Here is a 21,296-nt window from a genome sequence, read left to right on the forward strand (position 1 = left end):
TCGTGGGGTTCTCGATCGCTGCGTTCACGGTGATCTGCTTGACCGGTTGTGCCGGCACGACGGCGTCGCAGCCGAACCTGGTGGGGGCGCCGGGTGCCGCGAACGGCGCGGCAAGCACGGCAGAAGGCTCGCCGGGCAAGGAAACGCTGCCGAAGGCAAATCTCGACCCGGCGGGAACCCGTGCCACGGTGAAGGGCGGTGTCAGGGTTCACCCCGTCACCGGTGCGAAGGCAACTCGCCTTCCGGGCCTCAGCAGCGCCACCGCCTCCGCGAGCGCTGCGAAGGCGAACGCATCGTCGACCGCAAGGACCCCGCTCGTGCGATCTCCGTTGCCGAAGCAGGCGAGCGCCAAGGGCCGGCTTGCGGCGGGTCACCCCACACTGCTCGGCCAATTGACCGGATCGACCGTCATCGTCAGTTCGGTGAGCCCGGCCGGCAATGAGCTACAGGTCGGCCTCAGCGCGGTCGGTGCGGGATCGGCGACCGATGTGCTTGCCGCCTACCGGGCGAAGCTCGCTCCGTTGGGCTTCACCGAGCGCACCGTACACGCGGCGGAGGGTGCATCGGCGGTGCGGTTCACCCGCGACGACGACGTGGTGACGGTGAGCGCGAAGAGCGCCGGGAAGCAGACCGACTACGCCGTCTTCGGCTTGCTGCACACAACCGGTTGATCGGCTTGTTCCGCTCCGGAGTGCGGCCGGCGGGTTCTCGCCTGGCGGCCGGCATCGCCGTCGGTCTCGCGGTCTCGTCGGCGCTGGTCGGTTGCAACGCGCCGTCCAAGACATCGACGCCCGACCCGACCGTCACCGGCGATGCGCCGCGAATCATGTTCCGACACACAGGTCTTGACGACCACTACGGGACAGTCGCGATTGTCTCGCTCAGTGCACCACACGGCGCACGCACGTTCACCGACCTGGCCTGCGACAGGGTCGACGCCACCCGCACCCGAGTGTCCTGCCTGCAGACGGTCCGCGGCGCCACGACCAGCTACCGGTGGGTGGAGACCGACAACTCGTGGCACCAGATTCAGCAGGTGCCGCTCGGCGGGGTGCCCAACCGCACCCGGCTCTCCCCTGACGGCAAACTGGTCGCCTCGACCGTTTTCGTCACCGGGCACTCCTACCAGCAGACGGCGTTCTCTACCGTGACCGAGATCCGAGACGTCGGTGGAAACTCGCACGGAAATCTCGAGACCTTCACATTGGTGATCGACGGCCGCACCTCCACCGCCACCGACCGCAACATCTGGGGCGTCACCTTCGCGGCCGACGATCGCACCTTCTTCGCCACCGCAGCGACCGGCGGCCGCACCTATCTGGTGAAGGGCGACCTGCAGACGAAGACCCTCACCTCGATCCGCACGAACGCCGAGTGTCCGTCGCTGTCACCGAACGGCCGGAAGGTGGCGTACAAGGTCGTGGTGAGCGACGACGGCACGGCCAAACACTGGACGCCCGCCGTGCTGGATCTCGCGAGCGGGCGTCAAACCGTCCTCACTGGCGAGCCCCGCAGCGTCGACGACCAGATCGAATGGCTCGACCACACGACCATTCTGTATGGCCTTCCCCGCGCCGACCTGGCCGGCGTCGACGACGTCTGGGCGCTCTCCGTCGATGCCCAGTCGTCGCCGCGACTGCTGATCGAGAACGCGTGGTCGCCGGCGGTCGTCCGCTGAGCCGACGCGTCGACCCGTCCGGCTGACGACCTCGGGATCAGGGTGCGTACCGGAACACCACGTCGACGAAGTAGTTCGTCGCGTTCCACGAACTCGTCGGGAAACCGCTCGTGCTGCCGTACCGGTATCGGCCGTTGTTCGTCGACACGGCGGTCAACGGACCGTTGGTGACGGGGGTGTTGAAGAACGCACCCGTCGACGAGTAATGACCCTTCGGCGCGAAGTACGACACCACATAGGTCTGGCCGGCTGTGAGGTCGACAGGAGTCGCCAATTGTGCTGTCTGCCAGCCACTCGCGCTCTCCCCGGTGAAGGTGACGGACGCCAGTTTCGTGCCGGTCGACGTCCAGAGACTGCCGGTGTGGGTGCCCGTGTTTCCGCTGCCCTTGTAGAACTTGATGGCGGTCACCGAGCCTGCGACGGACGGTGTGAATGCGGTGCCGAGTTCGATGCCGGTCGTGTCCGAGTCGGAGGGTGTCACCGGTGTCTGGGTGGGGAACATCGAGACGAGCGCCGTTGTGGCCGACCCGGTCTGGAAGGACCAGGTCTGATCGGCCAACGCTCCGGCCGTCGTCGAGTTGATGCCGGTGACGGTCACGGTCAGCGCGGTGGTGGTCGGCAACGCCGCCGTCGGCGTGAACGTCAGCGTTCGACCATCAGTCGACAAGCTCGCGCTGCCCGGGACGGGGGTGGCCCCGGCCTTCACCGACATCGCCCATCCTGTCGTCAGCGGCGCCGAGAAGGTGATCGACGGTTTCGTCGCGGTCGACACACCGGTCGCTCCGGGCGCCGGTGTCTGACTGGTGACGGCCATGACCGGGGTCGGCGCAGCGAACACGACATCCACGAAGTAGCTGGTCGAGTTGAACGTGTACAGCGGGAATCCGCCGGCGGCACCGTAGAGGTACCGCCCGTTCTGGCCAGCTGGCGCCGAGAGGTCGCCGTTGACCAACGGACTGTTGAAGAATCCCGGGGTGTCGGAGTAATGCCCCTGCGGCGCAAGGTAACTCACGACGTACGACGTGTCGGCCGACACCTGCACCGGTGAGCTGAAGCTCGCCGTCTGCCACCCGGTCGGCGTCTCACCTGCGAAGGTGACGGTCGCCAACCGTTGCCCGGACATGGACCACAGCGAACCGGTGTGAGTGCCGCCGTTGCCGGTGCCCTTGTAGAAGCGGACCCCGGTGACCGTGCCGTCGACGCCCGGCGTCCACACGGTGCCGAGTTCGACCGCCGCGTTGTCCGAGGACGAAACCTCGGTCGGTGTCTGGTTGCTGAACAGCGACTGGGTCACGGTGTTGCCCGGTGCCGAGGTGTGGAAGGTCCACGTCTGGGTCGGCAGGCTGGCACCTTGGGTGGAGACCACGCCGCTCAGGGTCACGGTGATGTCCTTGTCGGCCGGCAGCGCGGCCGACGGTGTGAAGGTCAGCTGAGTGCCGTCGGCGCTCAGCACAGTCGATCCGGCGATCGACGTCGCACCCTGCGCCACCGTGAAGGTCGCACCGGGGATGATCGACGACGAGAACCAAGCCGTGACATTGGAACTCGTCGGCACGTCGGTGGCGCCGGACGCCGGGCTCATCGCGGTGACGGCGATGCTGGGCGCCTGCTTGACGAAGATCGGGTCGACGAAGTAGTTCGTCGACGTCGCCTGGGTCGGGAACGCGTCACTGTAGGTGTATCGGCCGGCGGTCGACGTCACGCTGAGCGGCCCGCGAGACCTGTCGGCGGTCGCGAAATCGCCGGGCGTCACCGGGTACGACCCCGTCGACGACCGATACGACACCACGTAGTTGGATCCAGCCGTCACGGCGACCGGCTGGGTGAAGGTCAGGGTCTGCCACCCCGCGGTCGACTCCCCGGCGAAGGTGCCGGTCGCCAGCACCGTCCCGCTGTCCGACCACAGCGTGCCGGTGTGGGTGCCCGTGTTGCCCGGGCCCTTGTAGAACTGCATGCCGGTGATCGTTCCGTCCTGCGTCGGCGCGAACCGCACACCCACCGAAACTGGCTGTGTCGCACCGGTATCGATGATCGACGGCACCGTGGAGTCGTTGAACAGCGAGCACGGGCAGGTGCCCACGACAGCGTCCGGCTTCGCACTCGTGAACGACCATGAACCACCCGAACTCACCGGGTTACCGAGGGCGTCCGTTCCCGTCACGGTCACCGTGTATTTCACGAAACCGTTGAGCACCTGACTCGGCTGGAACGTGACGGTGCGGGTGGAGGTGTCGTACGTGGTCGTGCCGGTCACGGTGTTGCCCAGCTGGTCCGTGACCACGACCTTCTGACTTCCGGCAGCGATCGACTTGCTGTAGCTGGCGGTGATCGGGGTCGTGCCGGCGACGCTCGTCGACCCAGGCAGCGGCCACTGGTTCGTGACCGTGAGAGGTGTGGTGTCCGTGCCGTTGACCAGCACGTCGACGAAGTAATTGGTGTTCTGGTAGCTCTGGTTCGGGAACGATCCCGGGTTGCTGTACACCCCCGCTGGAATCGCGCCGTACCCACCGTCGACCTTCAACGGTGGTGCGACCAGACCAGCAGAGGAGAAGGCATCGGGCTGGGCGGCGTAGTGCCCGTTCGGTGCGGTGTAGGAGACGACGTAGGTCGAGCCCGCCGTGATCGGCACGATCGAGGAGAACTGCGCGGTCTGCCACCCGGTTGCCGTCTCGCCGGTGAAGGTGACGGAGGCGAGCAACTGCCCGGACGAGCTCCACAGACGTCCGATGTGGGTGCCGGTGTTTCCCGTGCCCTTGTAGAAGCGGACGCCCGTCGCGAAGGTGTCGGTGGTCGGGGTGAACCGCATGCCGAGTTCGACCGCGGACGGGTCGGTCGTTGCAAGGCTGGTTACGCCCGCGGTCGAGATCGGTGCCGTCGACGGGGTGGCTGTGCCGAAGACGTTGCAAGGACAGCTGACCGCGAAGTCACGCGTCGCGACTGCGCCGATGTTCGCACTGTCGTCGACCCCGCGCACCCTGATCGTCTGGGTGCCGCTGCCGTGCTGGGTGTACGTGAAAGCCCACGAGGTGGTGCCGGCTGCGGGATGCCAGGTGGCGCCGCCGTCTGCGGAGTACTCGACGGCAGCGACAACCCCACCGCCGGTGTCGGCGGCGGTGCCGGTCACTGTCACCGACGCGCCGTTCGCCTGGCTCGACCCCGCCCCGGGGCTCGTGATCGAGACGGTGGGGCCGACGGTGTCGGTCGACTTCGTCGCGGGCACCATTCCTGCCATCAGCGTCGTCGGCTGCGCACCCATGTCCGCCAGCAGGTTGACCTGCGCCTGCTGCATTCGTGCATCCGCGGCAGACGGAGCGAACGCTGAGTCATGGTTCGAATCAAGGCCCCAGGTCCACTGCACGCTTCCCGCGCCGAAGACCAAAGCGCCACTCTGAGCCCGGTACAGCGTCACGCTGTGGGTGGTCGTTCCAGCCAATGTCGCCGCCGATCCGAAGTCCTGCATATACGAATCGCTGGCCGCCGTCGTGGTTGACAACCGGATGAGACCCGGCGGCCTGGCTCCGTTGTCCTGATCCTCGTCGGATTCATACCCCACCGTGTGCGGCGCCAACGGCGTGCTGGTGCCCGTCATGGATGCCAACCCGCTGTTGCGCCAAAGCCGCAGGGTTCCCTGGGCCTTCGTCACGGTCACAGGAGCGTCTGTGTAGTTGGACATGAAGATCGTTCCAGAAAGTGCGTTCTCCGGTTTGCCACCACCTTGACTCGTCGGCGCGAACCGCGGATCGCGGTAGGTGCCGGTCCATTCACTCGACGGGTCGATCTTGGCGTTTGCCCAGGTCTCCTTGTACGACACCAACGTGCGGTAGGCGGTGTGGCTCGTGTCCGCGGACGGTTCGTACCGGGTGCGCCAGTAGATCTCGTTGCCGCTGAGGAACTGCAGGTTCACGCCGGCATCGCGGGCGGCCTCGACATTGGCTCGCTGCGCACCACTCCAATACTCGTCGTGACCGACCGACAGGAACACCTTGTGGTTGACCAACAGGCTGCCGTAGCGGTCGGTGTCGACCCCGGACTGGTAGCTGACGTCGTAGCCGTTGCGCTCAAGGAATCGAACTGCCGGGTACTCGTTGGCCATGAAGAAGTCGCGTCCGCTGACCCAGCTTCGCGTCAACACCGGACGGTTGTAGCTGATCTTGTAGGCGCGACCGTTCGCGGCACCCTGGTAGAAGCCCGAGCCACCGTAGGTGTTGTACGCCTGCCAGGTCGGATCAGAGGTCTGGAAGGTGATGTCGGAGTGGCTTGAGTCGTCGCGAACAACGAAAGTGATGTGGCTGGAGTCGCCGTTGTCCGTGCGCTTCAGGAGCGCGATGTACACACCGGAAACAGCATCACTGGGCACATTCCAGGACGCCGAGACTCCCCAGTTGCCACAGTCGTAGAGCTCGGTGGTGACGTCGGTGATGCATTGCGGTTGTTTCTGCGGCAGGCTGGCCGACGGCGTGACCGTCGCGATCTTGCGCGCGCCGTTGCCCTGGTAGTAGCCGATGCGGTAGATGGTCACGGTGTAGGCCGACGCCGTGGTGTCGACCTTGAAGTCGATCCGCTGCCCGATATTCACACTGATGTCGGTCGAGAAACCCTGGATCGTCGTATCCCCGGATCCTTGGATGTCCCACTCGCTCTCTGGGCTGCCCGGTTTGCTGTTCTCGCAGGCGATCTTGTTGTACGTGCCATCACATGGCCCGGCCGCCGCCGGTGCTGGAGCTGCGCTTGCAACCGCCGTCAGCATCAGGGCAAGCACAACTCCCATCGCCAACATGCGTCGCCGCACAGACGTACCGAGAGAACGCCACACACCACGCATGTTCCGACCCCACTCTGCAACTGCCCCCACGGGAACTGGCCGACTCAGCCGCCCCGATTGGAAGTGTCCCGCCGTGGGCGTGAACCGCGCAGCAAAATCGGAAAAGCTCTCAGACTTCCATCAGACGTGCTGGTACACCGGCCCATGTCTGCCCGGCGGGCAGATCGCGCACGAGGACACTCCCCATGCCGAGCGTCGAGCCGGCGCCGACGACTCGGTTCTCTCGTACGCTCGCTCCCATGCCCACGTACGCGGCCTCGCCGACCTGCACCGAGCCGCCGAGCACAACGCCGGCGCACAACGTTGCATAGTCGTCGATCGCATCGTCGTGGGTGAGCACGACGTTCGGCATACAGACGACATGCGCACCCACGGTCACCTGAGCCGTCAGCACACATCCCGCCAGCAGAATTGAGCCACCGCCGACGTCGCACGACGGGGGAACCGCCACCGACGGATGAACAACCGACGCGTAGCCGTCCTGGACGCCAGCGGCAGCGAGGCGCTGCACGATCGCGCGCCGCACCTGCCCGCGTCCGGCACAGACCACCTGCTCGACCTCGTGCTCAGCACGCAGCGCTCCCAACGCGTTGATCCCCCCGGGCAGCACCGGCAACCAGCCGCGCAGCGCGGTGCCCCAGAGGTACCGATCGTCGTCAAGGCAGCCGAGCACCTCGCGTCCGGCCGCCCGAGCGGCCTGCGCCGCCTCGAGCGCGAGCCCGCTCGCGGCCAGAAGAACAAGCTTGCTGCTCACCCTGTCGAGGGTAGTGGCGACCTCAGCGCCGCCGAGCGCGAACGCGACTGATCGAGAAAGCCGTCGGGGTCACACCGTTGTAGCGCAGCGGTGTCTCCTTGACGATCTTGAGCGACCGGTTGCGAGCGACGACGTCGGCGAAGCGACGCTTGTCGTCGGTGATGAGGATGGCTCGACCGTCGTCGGCGAGCACCCGTGCCAGCTCCGCGACGAGTCCGGGGTAGAGCGTGTCGTTGGCTTTCGTGGAGCCGATCTTCTTGCCGAAGGGGACGTCGGACACCACCCGGTCGACGCACCCGTCGGCGAGGTCGAGGTCGGTGGCGTCGCCCACCTCCGCGAATACGCGATCCTCCAGCGAGAGCGAGCGAATATTGTTCTGTGCCAACTCGATCGACTCCGTGGACAGATCGACCACAAGCCCTGACCCGGGCCGCACGAGGGCATCGACGATCGGGATGGTGCCCACTCCCCCGCACGGATCCAGCAAGCGCATCCCCGGCCGCAGCTTCGCCAGCCGCAGCACACCGGCCGCGACCGCGGGCGGCGTCGTTGCCGGCAACCGCTCCATCGCGCCGAAGCGAGACGCCCAGGCCAGCGGGCCGATCTCCGCCCGCCCCGCCTGCGGAACGAGGTTCACCTGCCATCCCGACGGGTCGTTGGTCCATCCTGTTGCTGCCTCGACCGATTCGACGAGTACCTCGCGTCGGGAGGCATCCCGCTCGTGCACCCGAAAGGCGATCGGCTCCTCGAAACCGCCTGCGCGACACAGAGACTCGGCACCGGACAGATCGTCACCCACGGCCCACGGGAGTGCCACGCGATCGACCATCGGGTTGGTGCGCAAAGCGTCCGGCTCAGCTCCGTCGACGAGCAACTCCCCGTCGCCGCCGACGGTCACCTGAGCGCCGTCGTGCGCCAGATCGCCGCGCAGCAGGTCTTCCAGGCCGACGGCGCAGGTGACGATCAGGCGCATGGATTCCTCAGAACGAAACGGTCAGTCGATCAGCACGGTTTCGACCCGCACCAGCTTCGGGTCATCGTAGTTGTCGCCCTGGACGTCGCCGCGTGCCCAGGTGAGCAGTAGCCGGGAGCCGAGCACCTCCACCCGCGCCAAGTTGTTGTCGAACCACGGGCCGTGCGTCGTCGCCCAGTCGAAATCGGGCTTCTTGACCTTCGGCATCCGGTTGACCAGCGAGCGCATCGGTGCGCCCATCCAGCCCGACAGCGTTCCCTGCAGCATGCGGACGTGGCGCGGCAGCGGGTTGCGGATCGGCGAGCACACGGCCTGCACGATGCGCGACTCGACCGGCATCGGCGTCGCGGTGACCTCGTTGACGTAGGAGTTGTGCACGTCTCCGGACAGGAACGTGATCGTGGCCGGCGCCCTGCCACGCTCGCCGCGCGCCACTTCGAACACCATCCTGGACACGTCGCGGAAGGACTTCTCGAACGCGGCCCAGTGCTCGAGGTCGACCGCCTGCCGGATCTTCTCACCCAGCGCACCGGTGATCCGCTTGCCCGATTGGGCCATCGTCTCGTTGAGCGACTCCAGGTCGTGGATTCCCGTCGGTAGCAGGAACGGCAGGGAGGTGCCGATGAACAGGTGCTCGGTGTCGCCGCGCAACTGCTCGTCGACCCAGGCGAGTTCGTCGGCGTCGAGCATCGCCCGGTGGTCGGGTCGCAGGTCGCGGGCGGCTCTGGAGTCGATCACGACCAGACGGGTGCCACCGAGTTCGCGCACGAACGAGAAGCGGTATGTCGTCGGGTCGTCGTCGACCTGTTCGGCGAACCGATCGATCACGGTCGTCAGATCAAGCTCCGTCGAATCCTGGTGCGCGGCAATGATCTTCCAGATCTGATCCTGCGCCAGCGTGTCGTGATCGAGGTTGCCGGCGTGCTGGTAGATCCAGTACGACCCGAGTGCGCCGACGATCCGGTCGTGCCACCACGGCGTTGCGTTCATTTCCTCGTGCCAACTCGCCGAGGTGTTCCAGTCGTCGCGCACGTCGTGGTCGTCGAAGATCATCGCGCTCGACAAGGTCGACAGCAGCCAACGGTTCGCCGGGTCGGTCCAGGCGAGTCGATACAGCTCGGCATACTCGACGAAGTCCTTGACCTCCTCCCCCGGAGGTTCGTCCAGCCCTCGACGTCGTTCGATGAAGTCGCGCATCGCGGCCGAGGTTTCGTCCGCGTACAACTGGTCGCCGAGGAAGAGCACGAAATCGGGCCAATGGTCGGGGTTGCGCGCCATCTCGTAGGCGTACGCACGCAGCGCGTCGACACCGTGCAGGTCGTTGCCCTGCTTGTCGTGCGACACCGACGTGCGGCACGACCCGAACAGGAACGACGCATCCTTGTCGGGGTCGAGCGTCGCGATCCGACTCGGCGGAAACTCACTGTCGGCCTCGGGCCACACCCGGCGGTCATCGAGGTCGACGGTGTACTCCTGCACGCTCGCCGGCTGGAGCCCGTCGACGATCACGATCGCGTAATGGTGACCGTGAGCGGCGAATGTCGGTGCGGTCCAATTATGTTCGCCGACACGGACGGTGACCGCGGTGAACGCGTCGGTCTCGACGAAGATGGTGGCACGGGTCTCGCCGACGTAGCGCAGCAGCGGTCCGAGCACGAGTTCTGCCATGCACCCATCTTCACCGACGCAGTACGGGGCCAACCGCCCGGGCCCGTCGACGGCAGCTTCGGACCGATGACCTCCAAGGTCGCCCAGAACCGCCTGCAGTGGTGCGGCGACTGACCTGCGACGTCGTTCAGGAACCCACCCGGAGCGAATCCGGGGTCCCCAGCTCGGCCGGCGCTGACAACGCGCCGGCCGAGCTCACCCCGTCACCCTTGGGTGCGCCGAGCGCCCGCAGCGCGTAGCGGATCGTGGCCAGATCGACGATCTCCTGGGTGAGCGCCCCGGCGACGGCCGGGACGGCACCGGTGGTCGCGGTCAGCATCAACCCGACGCTCAGCGCGATGCCGATCCAGATCGCGGTCTGTGCCACCTTCAGGGTGTGCCGGACGATCCGCACCGCATCGACCACCTTGGTCCTCCAGCGCCTGCCCGCCCGACAGCATCAGCACCACGTCGAGCGCCGCGACGTACTCCCCGACGAGCAGGGTGTCCGTCATGGCGACCACCGCCAGGATGTCGAGCCCGAAGTTGCCGCGCAGCACCGCTCGGATCATGTCGATCGCGGTCCACACGATGAACCCGGCAACATAAGGCAAGTCTGACCTGACCGGTACTTCCCGGGGCCCCTGTGGACGGCGTCGCCCCGGCCCTCGATCAGCGCGGAAGCTGCCACCTGAGGTCCCAACCGGCAATGCTCGGCTTGCCCCGGTCGGGGAGGACCAGCGCGAACTGCACCGCCGATGCGGTCCGCACCGACCGGTGTTCCCCGGGCGACAACCCGGTCACCTTCGCCAGCGGCTCCGGCACATCGACGTACCCGCTGGTGGTCCAGTCGCAGTCGAGGGTCAGGAGTGCGACGGTTGCGCCGACCGCACGTTGGGAGCGCAGCGCCGGGGTGCCGACGAGCACAGCCGAGGCAGCATTCTGGCGCGTCCGATCACCCCACCCCCAGCACTGGTAGCTGATCCGACCGTTCAGGTCCGGGCGTGAATCGGTCTCGATTCCCGCGGTGCGCAGGTCGACGATCGCGTTCGCCTGACCGAACGCGTCGACGTTCCCGTTGCCCAGCGCATACACAACCTCCGACGCGGTGTTCGCAAGCTTTTGCCGTTGCTCCGGTGTCAGCCGCACGTCCGCCCCGGCCGGCAGGTCGGCCGGGACCGGAACGAGTGTGTCGCGCCGCAGCGACGCGAACATCTTCCAGCCTCGTGTACCCGAGCCACCGGTCATCACGCGCAAGTACTCCTCGTCGCGCCCCGGCTCGTCGTCTCCGGGAACGTCGCTGCGCACCCGCGCGAGCACCCACGGCCCCAACCCGTCGGCGTTCTCGGCCCCGCCGACGGACGCGACCGGCCGGTGGTACCAGGCAGGGCTGGAGTCGACCTTCGTGCCCGACTCCTTCATCGCCTTGCGCAGCGCGGTGCTGAACAGATCGGAGGCGAGCACCGGGCCGTCATCGGCGGTGGCCCAGCCGCTCGGGTCGTCCCGATTGGCTTTGGCGAGAGCAGGGTTGTTGCGGCGGTCGTAGTCGCTGAACAGTTCGGTCAGTTGTGACGGCGTCACACCTGTCGTCGCCGCTGTCACGGATGTCGGGGTCACCGGTGTCGTGGTCGCCGACCCGGCGGACGTGGTCGGCGGGGCAACGCTCGACCGAGAGGTGCTGGTCGAAGTGGCCGCTCCCCCGCAGCCCGCGAGCGCGACGGCGAGCGCCGTGGCGGCTGTCACGGTCTCGAGCCTCGCTCTGGGCCTGCCCGGACGCCTCGTCTCGTGCCTGATCTGGTGCCGGACCTGGTGCGTCATGTGCTGGCCTCCCGCCATCGGTGAGGCACCACCATGGACGTCGACGCAAGGGAATGCCGGTTTCCACAGGAGGAAGTTCTCGGCGGCGAGGGGCTGTGGAGAAACGTCGGCGGAACGAATTTCTCCGGTTCCGCACACCCGGACGGATGGCTCGTGTCAACCTCGAAGGGCAGGGGAAACCGTCACATCGCGGAGGGGAAACTCATGTTCGATCACAAGCTGCGCCGCACCGGCATCGGGCTCGTCGTGGGCACCGGGTTACTTCTGGGCAGCAGCGGCAGCGCATGGGCGCACGAATGCTTCAACGCAAGCCGGTCGGCCCAGGGCAATGCCAGCGCCGGCGCCAACTCCAACGCGTGGTTCACGCTCGCCGTGGCCGATGCCGTCCAGGGCGACGTGGAGACCGGGACCATCACGCAGACGCAGGCCGACTGCATCAAGGCGTGGTGGGCTGCCAGCGGCAACCCGTCGTCGTTCACCATCCACGTCGCCGGCAAGAACACGCTGGCCGAGAACAACCCGAACAAGGGGCTGATGTCCAACGGGAAGGGCATCGACCACCTCTTCGACGCGTACGGCGGCGACATCTTCACCGCGTACACGACCTGCGGGGCATCCTTCGGCGGCGAGTGATCGCCGTCCACCGCACGTCGAAGGGCCGCACCACCACCGGTGGTGCGGCCCTTCGACTGTTCTCGGTTGCTCAGTCGATCGGGTTTCCGACGACCGGCCCCTGCGTGTTGGGCTTCCAGCCCAGGCCCGGCGCGACATGCTCCGCGAACGACCCGAGGATGTGCAGGTTGTACTCCACACCCAGTTGCGCGGGGATGGTCAGCATCAGCGTGTCGGCCTCCATGACGGCGGCGTCGTCGCGCAACTGCTCCACCAACTCGTCCGGCTCTGCCGCGTAGGTCTTACCGAACGTCGAGCGGAATCCGTCGATGACACCGATCTGGTCGGCGCTGTCGCCGGACCGCAGTCCGAAGTACATCTGGTCCTGGCTGTTCATGATCGGGAAGACGCTGCGGCTCACCGAAACTCGTGGAGTGCGCTGGTGCCCGGCTTCCTTCCAGGCGTCGCGGAAGACCTGGATCTGTTCTGCTTGAAGGTCGCCGAAGGCCTGGCCGGTCGCCTCGGTCAGCAGCGTCGAGCTCATCAGGTTGACACCCATACGCGCGGCGGCCACGGCGGTGTCGCGGCTGCCCGCACCCCACCAGACACGGTCGGCGAGCCCGGGCGAGTGCGGCTCGACCCGGAGCTTCTGCGAGGACCCGAACTGCGCCGGGTCCGCCTCGGCCAGCGGCACACCGCGGACGGCGTCGAGGAAGCGATCGAACTTCGGACGCGCGATGTCGGCGCCGCGGGGGTCGGTCGAACCGGTGTAGCCGAACGCCTCCCAGCCGCGCAGCGCGGGCTCCGGTGACCCCCGGCTCACGCCGAGCGCGACCCTGCCGTCGGACAGCAGATCGAGTGCGGCAGCCTCCTCGGCGAGATGAAGCGGGTTCTCGTAGCGCATGTCGATGACACCGGTGCCCACCTCGATGTGCTTGGTACGCGCGGCAATTGCGCTCAACAGCGGCATCGGCGACGCCGCCTGCTTCGCGAAGTGGTGCACCCGGAAGTACGCACCGTTGATCCCGAGCTCATCGGCACCGACCGACAGCTCGACCGCCTGTTGCAGCATCTCGCGAGCTCCATAGCCCTGGAAGCCGTAGTGGCCGAAGCTCAAGAATCCGAAACCGTTCATGGACACGTCAACTACTTAGGGGCTGCGTCTGTTCCCACTCGGCGCATCCCTGGCCGATTGCTCAGTCGTCGAGAAGGGTGACGGCCACTTGGACAAGCCTTGTGTTAGGCAACAAATTGGCGCAGCCGCGAGGGGTGACCGTGCTCGGCACCGAGGTCGGCTCCGAGAAGTTCCCGCCGATCATGGACGCGCCGGGAAGCTACGTGCTCACCACGTAGCCCGCATACAGCGAGGGCCGCCGATCCTTGCGGATCGACGGCCCTCGCCGGTTGAGCGGACAGTCACTCGGAGTCGGAGTCCGAACCCTCGTCGGCGTTGCCGCCCTCCCCTTCACCGTTCTTGCGGCCGCGACCGCGACCACCGCGACGACGACGGCGACGCTCGCCACCCTCGCCCTCGGCATCGGCGTGGTTGTCACCCAGCACCTCGTCGTCCGAGGCGTCGACGGCGGCGTCCGAACCGGCAGCTTCCGAGGCCGGAGCCTCGGCGACCGGGCCGGTGGCGGCCGGAGCCTCGGCCTTGGCGTCGGCGTCACCGCTGCCGGCCTCCTCCACCACAGCCAGCGACAGCTTGCCGCGCGGGTCGATCTCCTTGAGCTCGACCTGCACCTTCTGGCCGATCTTCAGGACGTCCTCGACGGCGTCGATCCGCTTGCCGCCGACCAGCTTGCGCACCTCGGAGATGTGCAGCAGGCCGTCCTTGCCCGGCAGCAGCGATACGAACGCACCGAAGGTGGTCGTCTTCACCACGGTGCCGAGGAAGCGCTCGCCGACCTCGGGCATCTGCGGGTTGGCGATCGCGTTGACCGCGGCGCGGGCGGCCTCGGCCGACGGACCGTCGGTGGCACCGATGTAGACGGTGCCGTCGTCCTCGATCGAGAGGTCCGCGCCGGTGTCCTCCTGGATCTGGTTGATCATCTTGCCCTTCGGGCCGATGACCTCACCGATCTTGTCGACCGGGATCTTCACCGCGATGACGCGCGGGGCGTACGGCGACATCTCGTCGGGAGCGTCGATCGCCTCGTTCATCACGTCGAGGATGTGCAGGCGGGCGTCACGGGCCTGGGTCAGCGCGCCGGCGAGCACGTCGGCGGGGATGCCGTCGAGCTTGGTGTCGAGCTGGATGGCGGTGACGAACTCCTTGGTGCCGGCGACCTTGAAGTCCATGTCGCCGAAGGCGTCCTCGGCGCCGAGGATGTCGGTCAGTGCGGCGTACTGCACCTCACCGTCGACCTCCGCGGAGACCAGACCCATCGCGATGCCGGCGACCGGGGCGCGCAGCGGCACACCGGCGTTCAGCAGGGCGAGGGTGGACGCGCAGACCGAACCCATCGACGTCGAACCGTTGGAGCCGAGCGCCTCGGACACCTGACGGATCGCGTACGGGAACTCCTCGCGGGTGGGCAGCACCGGCATGAGCGCGCGCTCGGCCAGGGCGCCGTGACCGATCTCGCGGCGCTTGGGCGAACCCACGCGGCCGGTCTCACCGGTCGAGTACGGCGGGAAGTTGTAGTTGTGCATGTAGCGCTTGCGGGTCACCGGCGACAGGGTGTCCAGCTGCTGCTCCATGCGCAGCATGTTCAGCGTGGTGACGCCCATGATCTGGGTCTCGCCGCGCTCGAAGATGGCCGAACCGTGCACCCGCGGGAGCACCTCGACCTCGGCGGACAGCGCACGGATGTCGCGCAGACCGCGGCCGTCGATGCGCACCTTGTCGCGCAGGATGCGCTCACGCACGAGCTTCTTCTGCAGCGAACGGAACGCCGCGGAGACCTCCTTGTCGCGGCCCTCCAGCGGGCGTCCCCCGCCGGCCAGGTCGGCCTTGAGCGACTCCTTGATCTCGTCGAGGCGACCCTCGCGCTCCTGCTTGTCCGCGATCTGCAGCGCGGCGGCGGTGTCGGTCGAACCGGCCTGCTCGACGGCGGTGTACGCGTCGTCCTGGTAGTCCAGGAACAGCGGGAACTCCTGCACCTCCTTGGCAGCCTTGGAAGCCAGCTCCGCCTGCGCTTCGCACAGCACGCGGATGAACTTCTTCGAGGCTTCCAGGCCCTGAGCGACGACCTCTTCGGTCGGCGCCTGCGCACCCTGGTGCTTCACGAGATCCCAGGTCGACTCGGTCGACTCGGCCTCGACCATCATGATCGCGACGTCGTCACCGACGACACGACCGGCGACGACCATGTCGAAGGTCGAACGCTCGATGTCGGAGAAGTTGGGGAACGCGACCCACTGGCCGTCGATCAGCGACACGCGGGTGGCACCGATCGGGCCGGAGAACGGCAGACCCGAGATCTGGGTCGAGGCCGAGGCACCGTTGATCGCCAGCACGTCGTACTGGTGGTCGGGGTTCAGGGACAGGACGGTGATGACGACCTGCACCTCGTTGCGCAGACCCTTGACGAAGGCCGGGCGCAGCGGGCGGTCGATCAGACGGCAGGTGAGGATCGCGTCGGTGGACGGGCGGCCCTCACGACGGAAGAAGCTGCCGGGGATCTTGCCCGCGGCGTACATGCGCTCCTCGACGTCGACCGTCAGCGGGAAGAAGTCGAACTGGTCTTTCGGTTGCTTGCCGGCCGCGGTGGTCGACAGCAGGGTGGTCTCGTCGTCGAGGTAGCAGAGCACTGCTCCAGCGGCCTGCTTGGCGAGGCGTCCGGTCTCGAACCGGACGGTGCGGGTGCCGAACTTGCCGTTGTCGATGGTGGCTTCGGCGAACGTGATTTCTGGACCCTCCATTGGGCCCTCCTGTTCTTCTCAAATCTCGTCGCACATCGTCGTTGTGTGCGAACGGGTTTCCTTCTGTGGTGGTGCCGCCCACCCTTGTGGGGCGGCGCCTCCTACGCCGAAAGGCGACCCACCCGTTGGTGGACCGCCTTCGGTCGTAAGTCTTTGATTATCGGCGCAGGCCCAGACGCTTGATCAGCGAGCGGTAACGCTCCACGTCGATGTCTTCGAGGTAACGCAGCAGACGCTTGCGCTGACCCACCAGGAGCAGCAGACCACGACGGCTGTGGTGGTCGTGCGGGTGCTGACGGGCGTGCTCGGTGAGCTCGCGAATGCGCTCGGTGAGCAGTGCGACCTGCACCTCGGGCGAACCGGTGTCGCCCTTGCTGGTGCCGTACTCGGCAACGATCTCGGCCTTACGGGCGGTGGTGAGCGGCATGGTTGGGCGACTCCCTTTCGTCATCTTGTTGCGCGGCGCACCTGGGCTTGTTCACCAGGGCGATTGGATCCGCGGCCGTTCGGACGGCACTGACAAAGGTACCAGCGGTCCGCGGTTTCGCCCTAATCCAGCCGCCGTCCAGCCGGTGGCTGCACGCTACTCGAATGCCCGCACCCCTCTTGGCCGCCCTACCGGTCACGCTCTCGACCACGCTCGCCGCCACCCGGCCCGTTCCGCTCAGGTGGTCGGGGCCGCACCGAACGCGGCCTTGCGCGACGCCCGCCGCAGCGTGAGCAGGATCGGTCGGCCGGTGAGCAGGATGAGGACGAGGGTGGTGATCGCGCGCCCGATGTCCCAGCCGAGCGAGGTGGCCAGGTTGAACGCGAAGAAGTGCTGCAGGTTGGTCAGAATGGGTCCGCCGGGCACCACCGAGATGGCGGGCTCCCCCGCGGTGCCGAGCGGCCAGAACCAGAAGTTGAGCACCCACCCGTAGAGCAGCCCGGCCAGTGCTCCGTAGCCGGCGAGGAGCGCGATCTCGATCTTGCCGCGCACCGGCGGCAACAGCCCGGCGCCCAGTGCCACCCAACCGGCCCCGAGCATCTGGAACGGCAGCCACGGGCCGATCCCCGCCGTCAGCACCGCCGAGGCGAACATGCTCGTGCAGCCCAGCACGAACCCGAACCCGGCGCCGAACACGCGTCCGGCAAGCACGAGCAGGAAGAACATCACCTCGATGCCGCCGGTGCCCGCACCCAGCGGACGCAGCATCGCATCGACCGCGGAGAGCACCCCGAGCATCGCAATGGCCTTGGAGTCGATGCCACCGTCGGACAGTTCGGCGAGCACCACCATGAGCAGCAGCGGCAACATGAGCGCGAACAGGAACGGCGCATCACTGCGATGGCTGCCTGCCATCGACGACGACGCGTCGACGAACAACGGCCAGGCGAACCCGACGACACCGACGACCGACACCAGCGCGATCGCCAGCGCCGACCGCGGCTTGAGCGGGATCGCCGCACCTGACCTCACGCGGGCGCCCCTCGCAGTGCGCGGACGGCGTCGACCGTCAGCAACGGCAGCGGCGCCAGGATCTTCGCGACCTGGGGCGCGAACGCCGGTGACCCCAACAGCACCCGGGCCGTCGACCCGGTGGAGACGACGTCGCCGTCGGCCATGAACACGACCTCGTCGGCGGTCTGCGCGACGAACTCGACGTCGTGACTCGACACGAGCACCGCCTGGCCGCGAGCTGCGCACTGCCGCAACGTGTTTCGTAGCGCGGCTTTCGCGGCGTAGTCGAGGCCGCGGGTCGGTTCGTCGAGCAGCACCACCTGCGGCCGCGCGGTCAGCTGGATCGCGAGCACCACCGACAACCGTTGCCCTTCGGACAGGTCACGCGGGTGCCGGTCGAGCACGATGTCGGGCACCATCTCGCGTAACAACCGCAGACAGGTGCCCGGCTCGGCCTCACTCTCCTTGTCGGCCTGGGCGCATTCGGCGGCCACCGACTCCAGGTAGAGCAGGTCGGCGGCGGTCTGCGGCACCATCCCGACGACGGTGCGGCGCTGCGGCGCGGCGAGCGTGCGCGGTTCGACGTCGCCGACCCGCACGGCGCCGGCCTTGAGCTTCCCGGCGCCCTGCAGCGCCCACATCAGCGACGACTTGCCCGACCCGTTGCGACCCATCAGCGCGGTGACGACCCCGCCCCGCAGCTCGAGGTCGACGTCGCGGACGGCGGTGAAGTCGCCGTACGTGACCCGCACCCCGTGCGCGCTCAGGACGGTCGGGCCTTCGACTGTCGGGCTCTGCGCAGGGCTCGGGGAAGGGACCTCGCGGGCGGCGAGTTCCTGCTGCAGCGGGCGGGCGCGCCGCCGCGCGTCTCGCACCGACAGCGGCAGTGGCGTCCACCCCTGGTCACGCCCGAGTTCGACCACCGGGGGTGCGACGCTCGCGTGCTGCATGATCGACGCCGGTTCACCGACCTCGACCAACCCGTCGCGGGTGACATGGATGAGAGTGTCGGCGTACTGCAGCACCCGCTCGATGCGGTGCTCGGCCATAACGACGGTGACCGACAGGTCATGCACCAGCCGGGTGATGGTGGCGAGCACGTCCTCGGCCCCGGTCGGGTCGAGCGCCGAGGTCGGTTCGTCGAGCACGAGCACCTGGGGCTGCAGGGTGAGCACGCTGCCGATCGCGACGCGTTGCTGCTGCCCGCCGGACAGGTCACGCAACGGCATGTTGCGCAGGTCGGCGATGCCCAGCAGGTCGAGTGTCTCCTCGACCCGCTTGCGCATCACCTGCGGCTCGATGCCGAACTGCTCCATCCCGTAGGCGAGTTCCTCCTCGACGGTGTCGGTGACGAACCCGGCCAGCGGGTCCTGCCCGACGTAGCCCACGAGATCTGCCATCTGCCGCGGCAGGTGATCGCGGGTATCGCGCCCGTGCACCCGCACATGGCCGGTGAGGGTGCCACCGGTGAAGTGCGGCACCAGCCCGTTGATCGCGCCGAGCACGGTCGACTTGCCCGCACCCGTCCGCCCGACGAGCACGGCGAGCTCGCCCTGTTCCAGCTCGAAGGTCACGTCGCGCACCGCCGGGCGGTCCTCGCCCGAGTAGGTGATCGTGACGTTCTGGAATTTGATTGCGGCCCAACTCATCCGGCGCTCTCCTCGAAAGCTCTGGCGCGCGCTGCGCGTTTCGGTGTGGCGGGCAGGGCCGGCGTGATGAGCCCGGGAAGTGCCGCGACCAGCAAGGCCACCACCGCGAGCAACGGCACGTGCGGCACCTGGACGGTGGGGTCGACGACCAACGAGGCCGCGATGGGATCGTCGCGCAGAGCCTCGAGCACCAGCACGAAGGCGGCCACCCCGCACAACGCAACGAGGGATTCCGCGGTGCCCCACGGGTCGGGCCGGTAGACCGAGTACGGCACCTTCCGTCCGCCCCACCAGAGCCCGAGCGCCCCCAGCAGCAGACCGAGTACGACGAATCCGCGTCCGATCCACACCGGTGTGCCGGTCTGTTCGCCGTCGGCGGAGGTCGATTCGCCGAGCAGTCCGTACAACCCGACACACAACGCCATCAGTCCACCGAGCGACAGCGCCCCCATCAGGATACTGTCGCGGCGGGTGGTCTCGGCCCGGTTGCCGAAGCCCCGCGCATCCATCGAGGCGGCCAGCAGCAACGACCGGTCGAGGGTGTCCTGCAGCACCGGCAGCGCGATCTGCGGCACGCCGCGCAAACCCGACGCGGTGCTCCCCCGCAGCTGCCGCGCGCGCCGCACCCGCACCGCGCTCTCGGCCAGCTGCGGCACCACGGTCAGGGCGATGACGACGGCCGTGCCGACGTCACGCACCGCGGCCGGCAGCGACCGCAGCAGCCGTCGCGGGTTGGCGAGCACGTTGGCCGCGCCGAAGCACGTGATCATCGTGGCCAATCGCAGGCCCTCGCTCGCCGCCGCGGCCAGGTCTTCCACGGCGATCGGCCCGAGCAACTGGATGCCGGCAGCCCACGAGGGAAGGTCGACCGCCGGCAGCCGCACCAGCACGGTCGGCCCGGTCTTGGCGCCGACGAGCACGAACAGGAGCACCCGGCTGACCACGACGAACACGCCGAGGTAGAGGTACATCCGGAACGACCGAGCCCACGGTGCATTGGGACGACGGTTGACCACCACGAAGACGACCGCGCCGAGCGCGAGCAGAAGCAGCATCGGATTGGTGGTCTGGGTGGCGGCGGCACCGAGGCAACACGCCCACAGCCACCACGCCCCAGGGTGCACGAAGCGGGGCGCCCATCCTCCGGTACTGCCTGCGACCACTCCCCGATCAGTCCTGCGGACGACGGCGGAACCAGGCGATGACGGCGCCTGCACCGAGCAGCGCCACGGCCCCACCGCCGGCGACCAGGCCGAGGTTGGTGCCGCCACCGCCGCCGTTGTTGTCGGGCTGCGCGACGGCGACATCGGTGCCCGTCGGGACACCGGTCGTCGAGGCGTTCGTCGAGGCGTCAGCTGAGGCCGAGGTCTGCGACGACGGATCCTGCGACCGGTTCTGCGACGACGAACCGGTAGCCGTACTCGACGAGGTGGACGAGGTCGCGCCGGCCTTCTTCGACCCAGCGGCCGATGCCGACCCGGACCCTGCGCTCGATCCCGACGTGGGCACCGAACCAGCGGTGCCCGAACGAGGTGCCGTCGAGGACGAGCCGGGCGCCGTCGACGACGGCCGGGCGGCCGTCGAACTCGGGTGCGCCGCAGTCGAACTCGGACACGTCGAGGTGGAGCTGGGCCGCGGGCTCGTGCTCGTCGGCCGTGTCGTGCTCGTGGCGCTCGTCGTGCTCGTCGCGGACGGCTTGGTCGGGGTGATCGGCGCGATGCCGGGCGCAGCGCCCGATCCGAACCGCCAGCCGACGCTGCTGCCCTGCGGCGCAGGCATCGAGGCCGCACCCATCTGGGAGTAGGTCCAGCCACTGCCCGGACGGCCACTGAAGACGGCCCAGTAGGCAGTGCTCGGCGCCGCGCGCTGGCACGGATCACTGGCCGGCTGCCCACTGATCCGGCACACGAAGTAGCCCGCTTCCCGGGCGGCTCGGGTGGTCTGGAACCCGGCGGCCTGCGTCGCCTGCAGCGCGCTGGAGTAACTCCCTGGAGCGCATCCGGTGGCGATGCCGCCACCGGGGAATTGCACGACC

16 protein-coding genes and 1 pseudogene are annotated in these 21,296 nt (G+C 68.1%); 4 read left to right on the plus strand and 13 right to left on the minus strand.

The window, feature by feature from the left end; translation table 11 throughout:
* Positions 1-2: 2 nt before the first annotated feature.
* A complete protein-coding gene (locus DFJ65_RS13445) occupies positions 3-671 on the plus strand; it encodes a hypothetical protein (RefSeq protein ID WP_211308447.1) in 669 nt (222 codons plus the stop codon).
* A gap of 5 nt (positions 672-676) precedes the next feature.
* Complete coding sequence (locus DFJ65_RS13450) at positions 677-1,678, plus strand: TolB-like translocation protein (RefSeq protein ID WP_147301399.1); 1,002 nt, start codon at positions 677-679, stop codon at positions 1,676-1,678.
* Positions 1,679-1,715: 37 nt separating this feature from the next.
* Here the strand turns inward: DFJ65_RS13450 and DFJ65_RS13455 are convergent, their stop codons facing one another.
* The 6 genes and pseudogenes from DFJ65_RS13455 to DFJ65_RS13480 form a co-directional block, all read right to left on the minus strand.
* Positions 1,716-6,446, minus strand: coding sequence for a DUF4082 domain-containing protein (locus DFJ65_RS13455; protein ID WP_211308448.1), 4,731 nt, complete (start codon positions 6,444-6,446; stop codon positions 1,716-1,718).
* A gap of 163 nt (positions 6,447-6,609) precedes the next feature.
* Positions 6,610-7,254, minus strand: a complete 645-nt coding sequence (locus tag DFJ65_RS13460) for a NeuD/PglB/VioB family sugar acetyltransferase (RefSeq protein WP_115923456.1) — start codon at positions 7,252-7,254, stop codon at positions 6,610-6,612.
* 22 nt (positions 7,255-7,276) lie between these two features.
* Complete coding sequence (locus DFJ65_RS13465) at positions 7,277-8,227, minus strand: methyltransferase domain-containing protein (protein WP_115923457.1); 951 nt, start codon at positions 8,225-8,227, stop codon at positions 7,277-7,279.
* Between the two features lie 21 nt (positions 8,228-8,248).
* The gene (locus tag DFJ65_RS13470; RefSeq protein WP_115923458.1) at positions 8,249-9,895 is read right to left on the minus strand and encodes an alkaline phosphatase D family protein; all 1,647 of its coding nucleotides are present in this window, start codon (positions 9,893-9,895) and stop codon (positions 8,249-8,251) included.
* A gap of 127 nt (positions 9,896-10,022) precedes the next feature.
* Positions 10,023-10,307, minus strand: a pseudogene (locus tag DFJ65_RS13475) (heavy metal translocating P-type ATPase); the annotation flags it as partial.
* 239 nt (positions 10,308-10,546) lie between these two features.
* Positions 10,547-11,617: a hypothetical protein gene (locus DFJ65_RS13480; protein WP_147301400.1), complete on the minus strand. Its 1,071-nt coding sequence runs from the start codon at positions 11,615-11,617 to the stop codon at positions 10,547-10,549.
* A gap of 108 nt (positions 11,618-11,725) precedes the next feature.
* Here DFJ65_RS13480 and DFJ65_RS13485 point away from each other — a divergent pair, with 108 nt between their 5' ends.
* Positions 11,726-12,325: a hypothetical protein gene (locus DFJ65_RS13485; RefSeq protein WP_147301401.1), complete on the plus strand. Its 600-nt coding sequence runs from the start codon at positions 11,726-11,728 to the stop codon at positions 12,323-12,325.
* Between the two features lie 70 nt (positions 12,326-12,395).
* On the opposite strand, the gene DFJ65_RS13490 is transcribed toward DFJ65_RS13485, so the two are convergent.
* The 7 genes from DFJ65_RS13490 to DFJ65_RS18140 form a co-directional block, all read right to left on the minus strand.
* The gene (locus DFJ65_RS13490) at positions 12,396-13,439 is read right to left on the minus strand and encodes an LLM class flavin-dependent oxidoreductase (protein WP_115923461.1); all 1,044 of its coding nucleotides are present in this window, start codon (positions 13,437-13,439) and stop codon (positions 12,396-12,398) included.
* 281 nt (positions 13,440-13,720) lie between these two features.
* The gene (locus DFJ65_RS13495; RefSeq protein ID WP_115923462.1) at positions 13,721-16,171 is read right to left on the minus strand and encodes a polyribonucleotide nucleotidyltransferase; all 2,451 of its coding nucleotides are present in this window, start codon (positions 16,169-16,171) and stop codon (positions 13,721-13,723) included.
* Positions 16,172-16,328: 157 nt separating this feature from the next.
* Entirely contained in the window at positions 16,329-16,598 is a 270-nt protein-coding gene (gene rpsO / locus DFJ65_RS13500) for a 30S ribosomal protein S15 (RefSeq protein WP_115923463.1), read from the minus strand.
* A 237-nt stretch (positions 16,599-16,835) separates the two neighbouring features.
* Positions 16,836-17,630: an ECF transporter S component gene (locus tag DFJ65_RS13505; RefSeq protein ID WP_245950266.1), complete on the minus strand. Its 795-nt coding sequence runs from the start codon at positions 17,628-17,630 to the stop codon at positions 16,836-16,838.
* Positions 17,627-19,261 (minus strand): ABC transporter ATP-binding protein, encoded by a 1,635-nt coding sequence (locus DFJ65_RS13510; RefSeq protein WP_115923464.1) that lies wholly within the window; start codon positions 19,259-19,261, stop codon positions 17,627-17,629. Before DFJ65_RS13510 ends, DFJ65_RS13505 begins: the two co-directional genes overlap by 4 nt.
* Positions 19,258-20,424 carry an energy-coupling factor transporter transmembrane component T gene (locus DFJ65_RS13515; protein ID WP_342767523.1) on the minus strand — a complete coding sequence of 389 codons (1,167 nt, stop codon included), beginning with the start codon at positions 20,422-20,424 and terminating at the stop codon, positions 19,258-19,260. Before DFJ65_RS13515 ends, DFJ65_RS13510 begins: the two co-directional genes overlap by 4 nt.
* 7 nt (positions 20,425-20,431) lie before the next feature.
* The gene (locus DFJ65_RS18140) at positions 20,432-20,770 is read right to left on the minus strand and encodes a hypothetical protein (protein ID WP_245950270.1); all 339 of its coding nucleotides are present in this window, start codon (positions 20,768-20,770) and stop codon (positions 20,432-20,434) included.
* Between DFJ65_RS18140 and DFJ65_RS18145 the strand changes: the two genes are divergently transcribed.
* Positions 20,763-21,065: a hypothetical protein gene (locus tag DFJ65_RS18145; RefSeq protein ID WP_245950272.1), complete on the plus strand. Its 303-nt coding sequence runs from the start codon at positions 20,763-20,765 to the stop codon at positions 21,063-21,065. The genes DFJ65_RS18140 and DFJ65_RS18145 overlap by 8 nt on opposite strands.
* The last annotated feature ends 231 nt before the right edge of the window (positions 21,066-21,296 follow it).

The organism is Calidifontibacter indicus, assembly GCF_003386865.1.
GTDB lineage: Bacteria > Actinomycetota > Actinomycetes > Actinomycetales > Dermatophilaceae > Yimella > Yimella indica.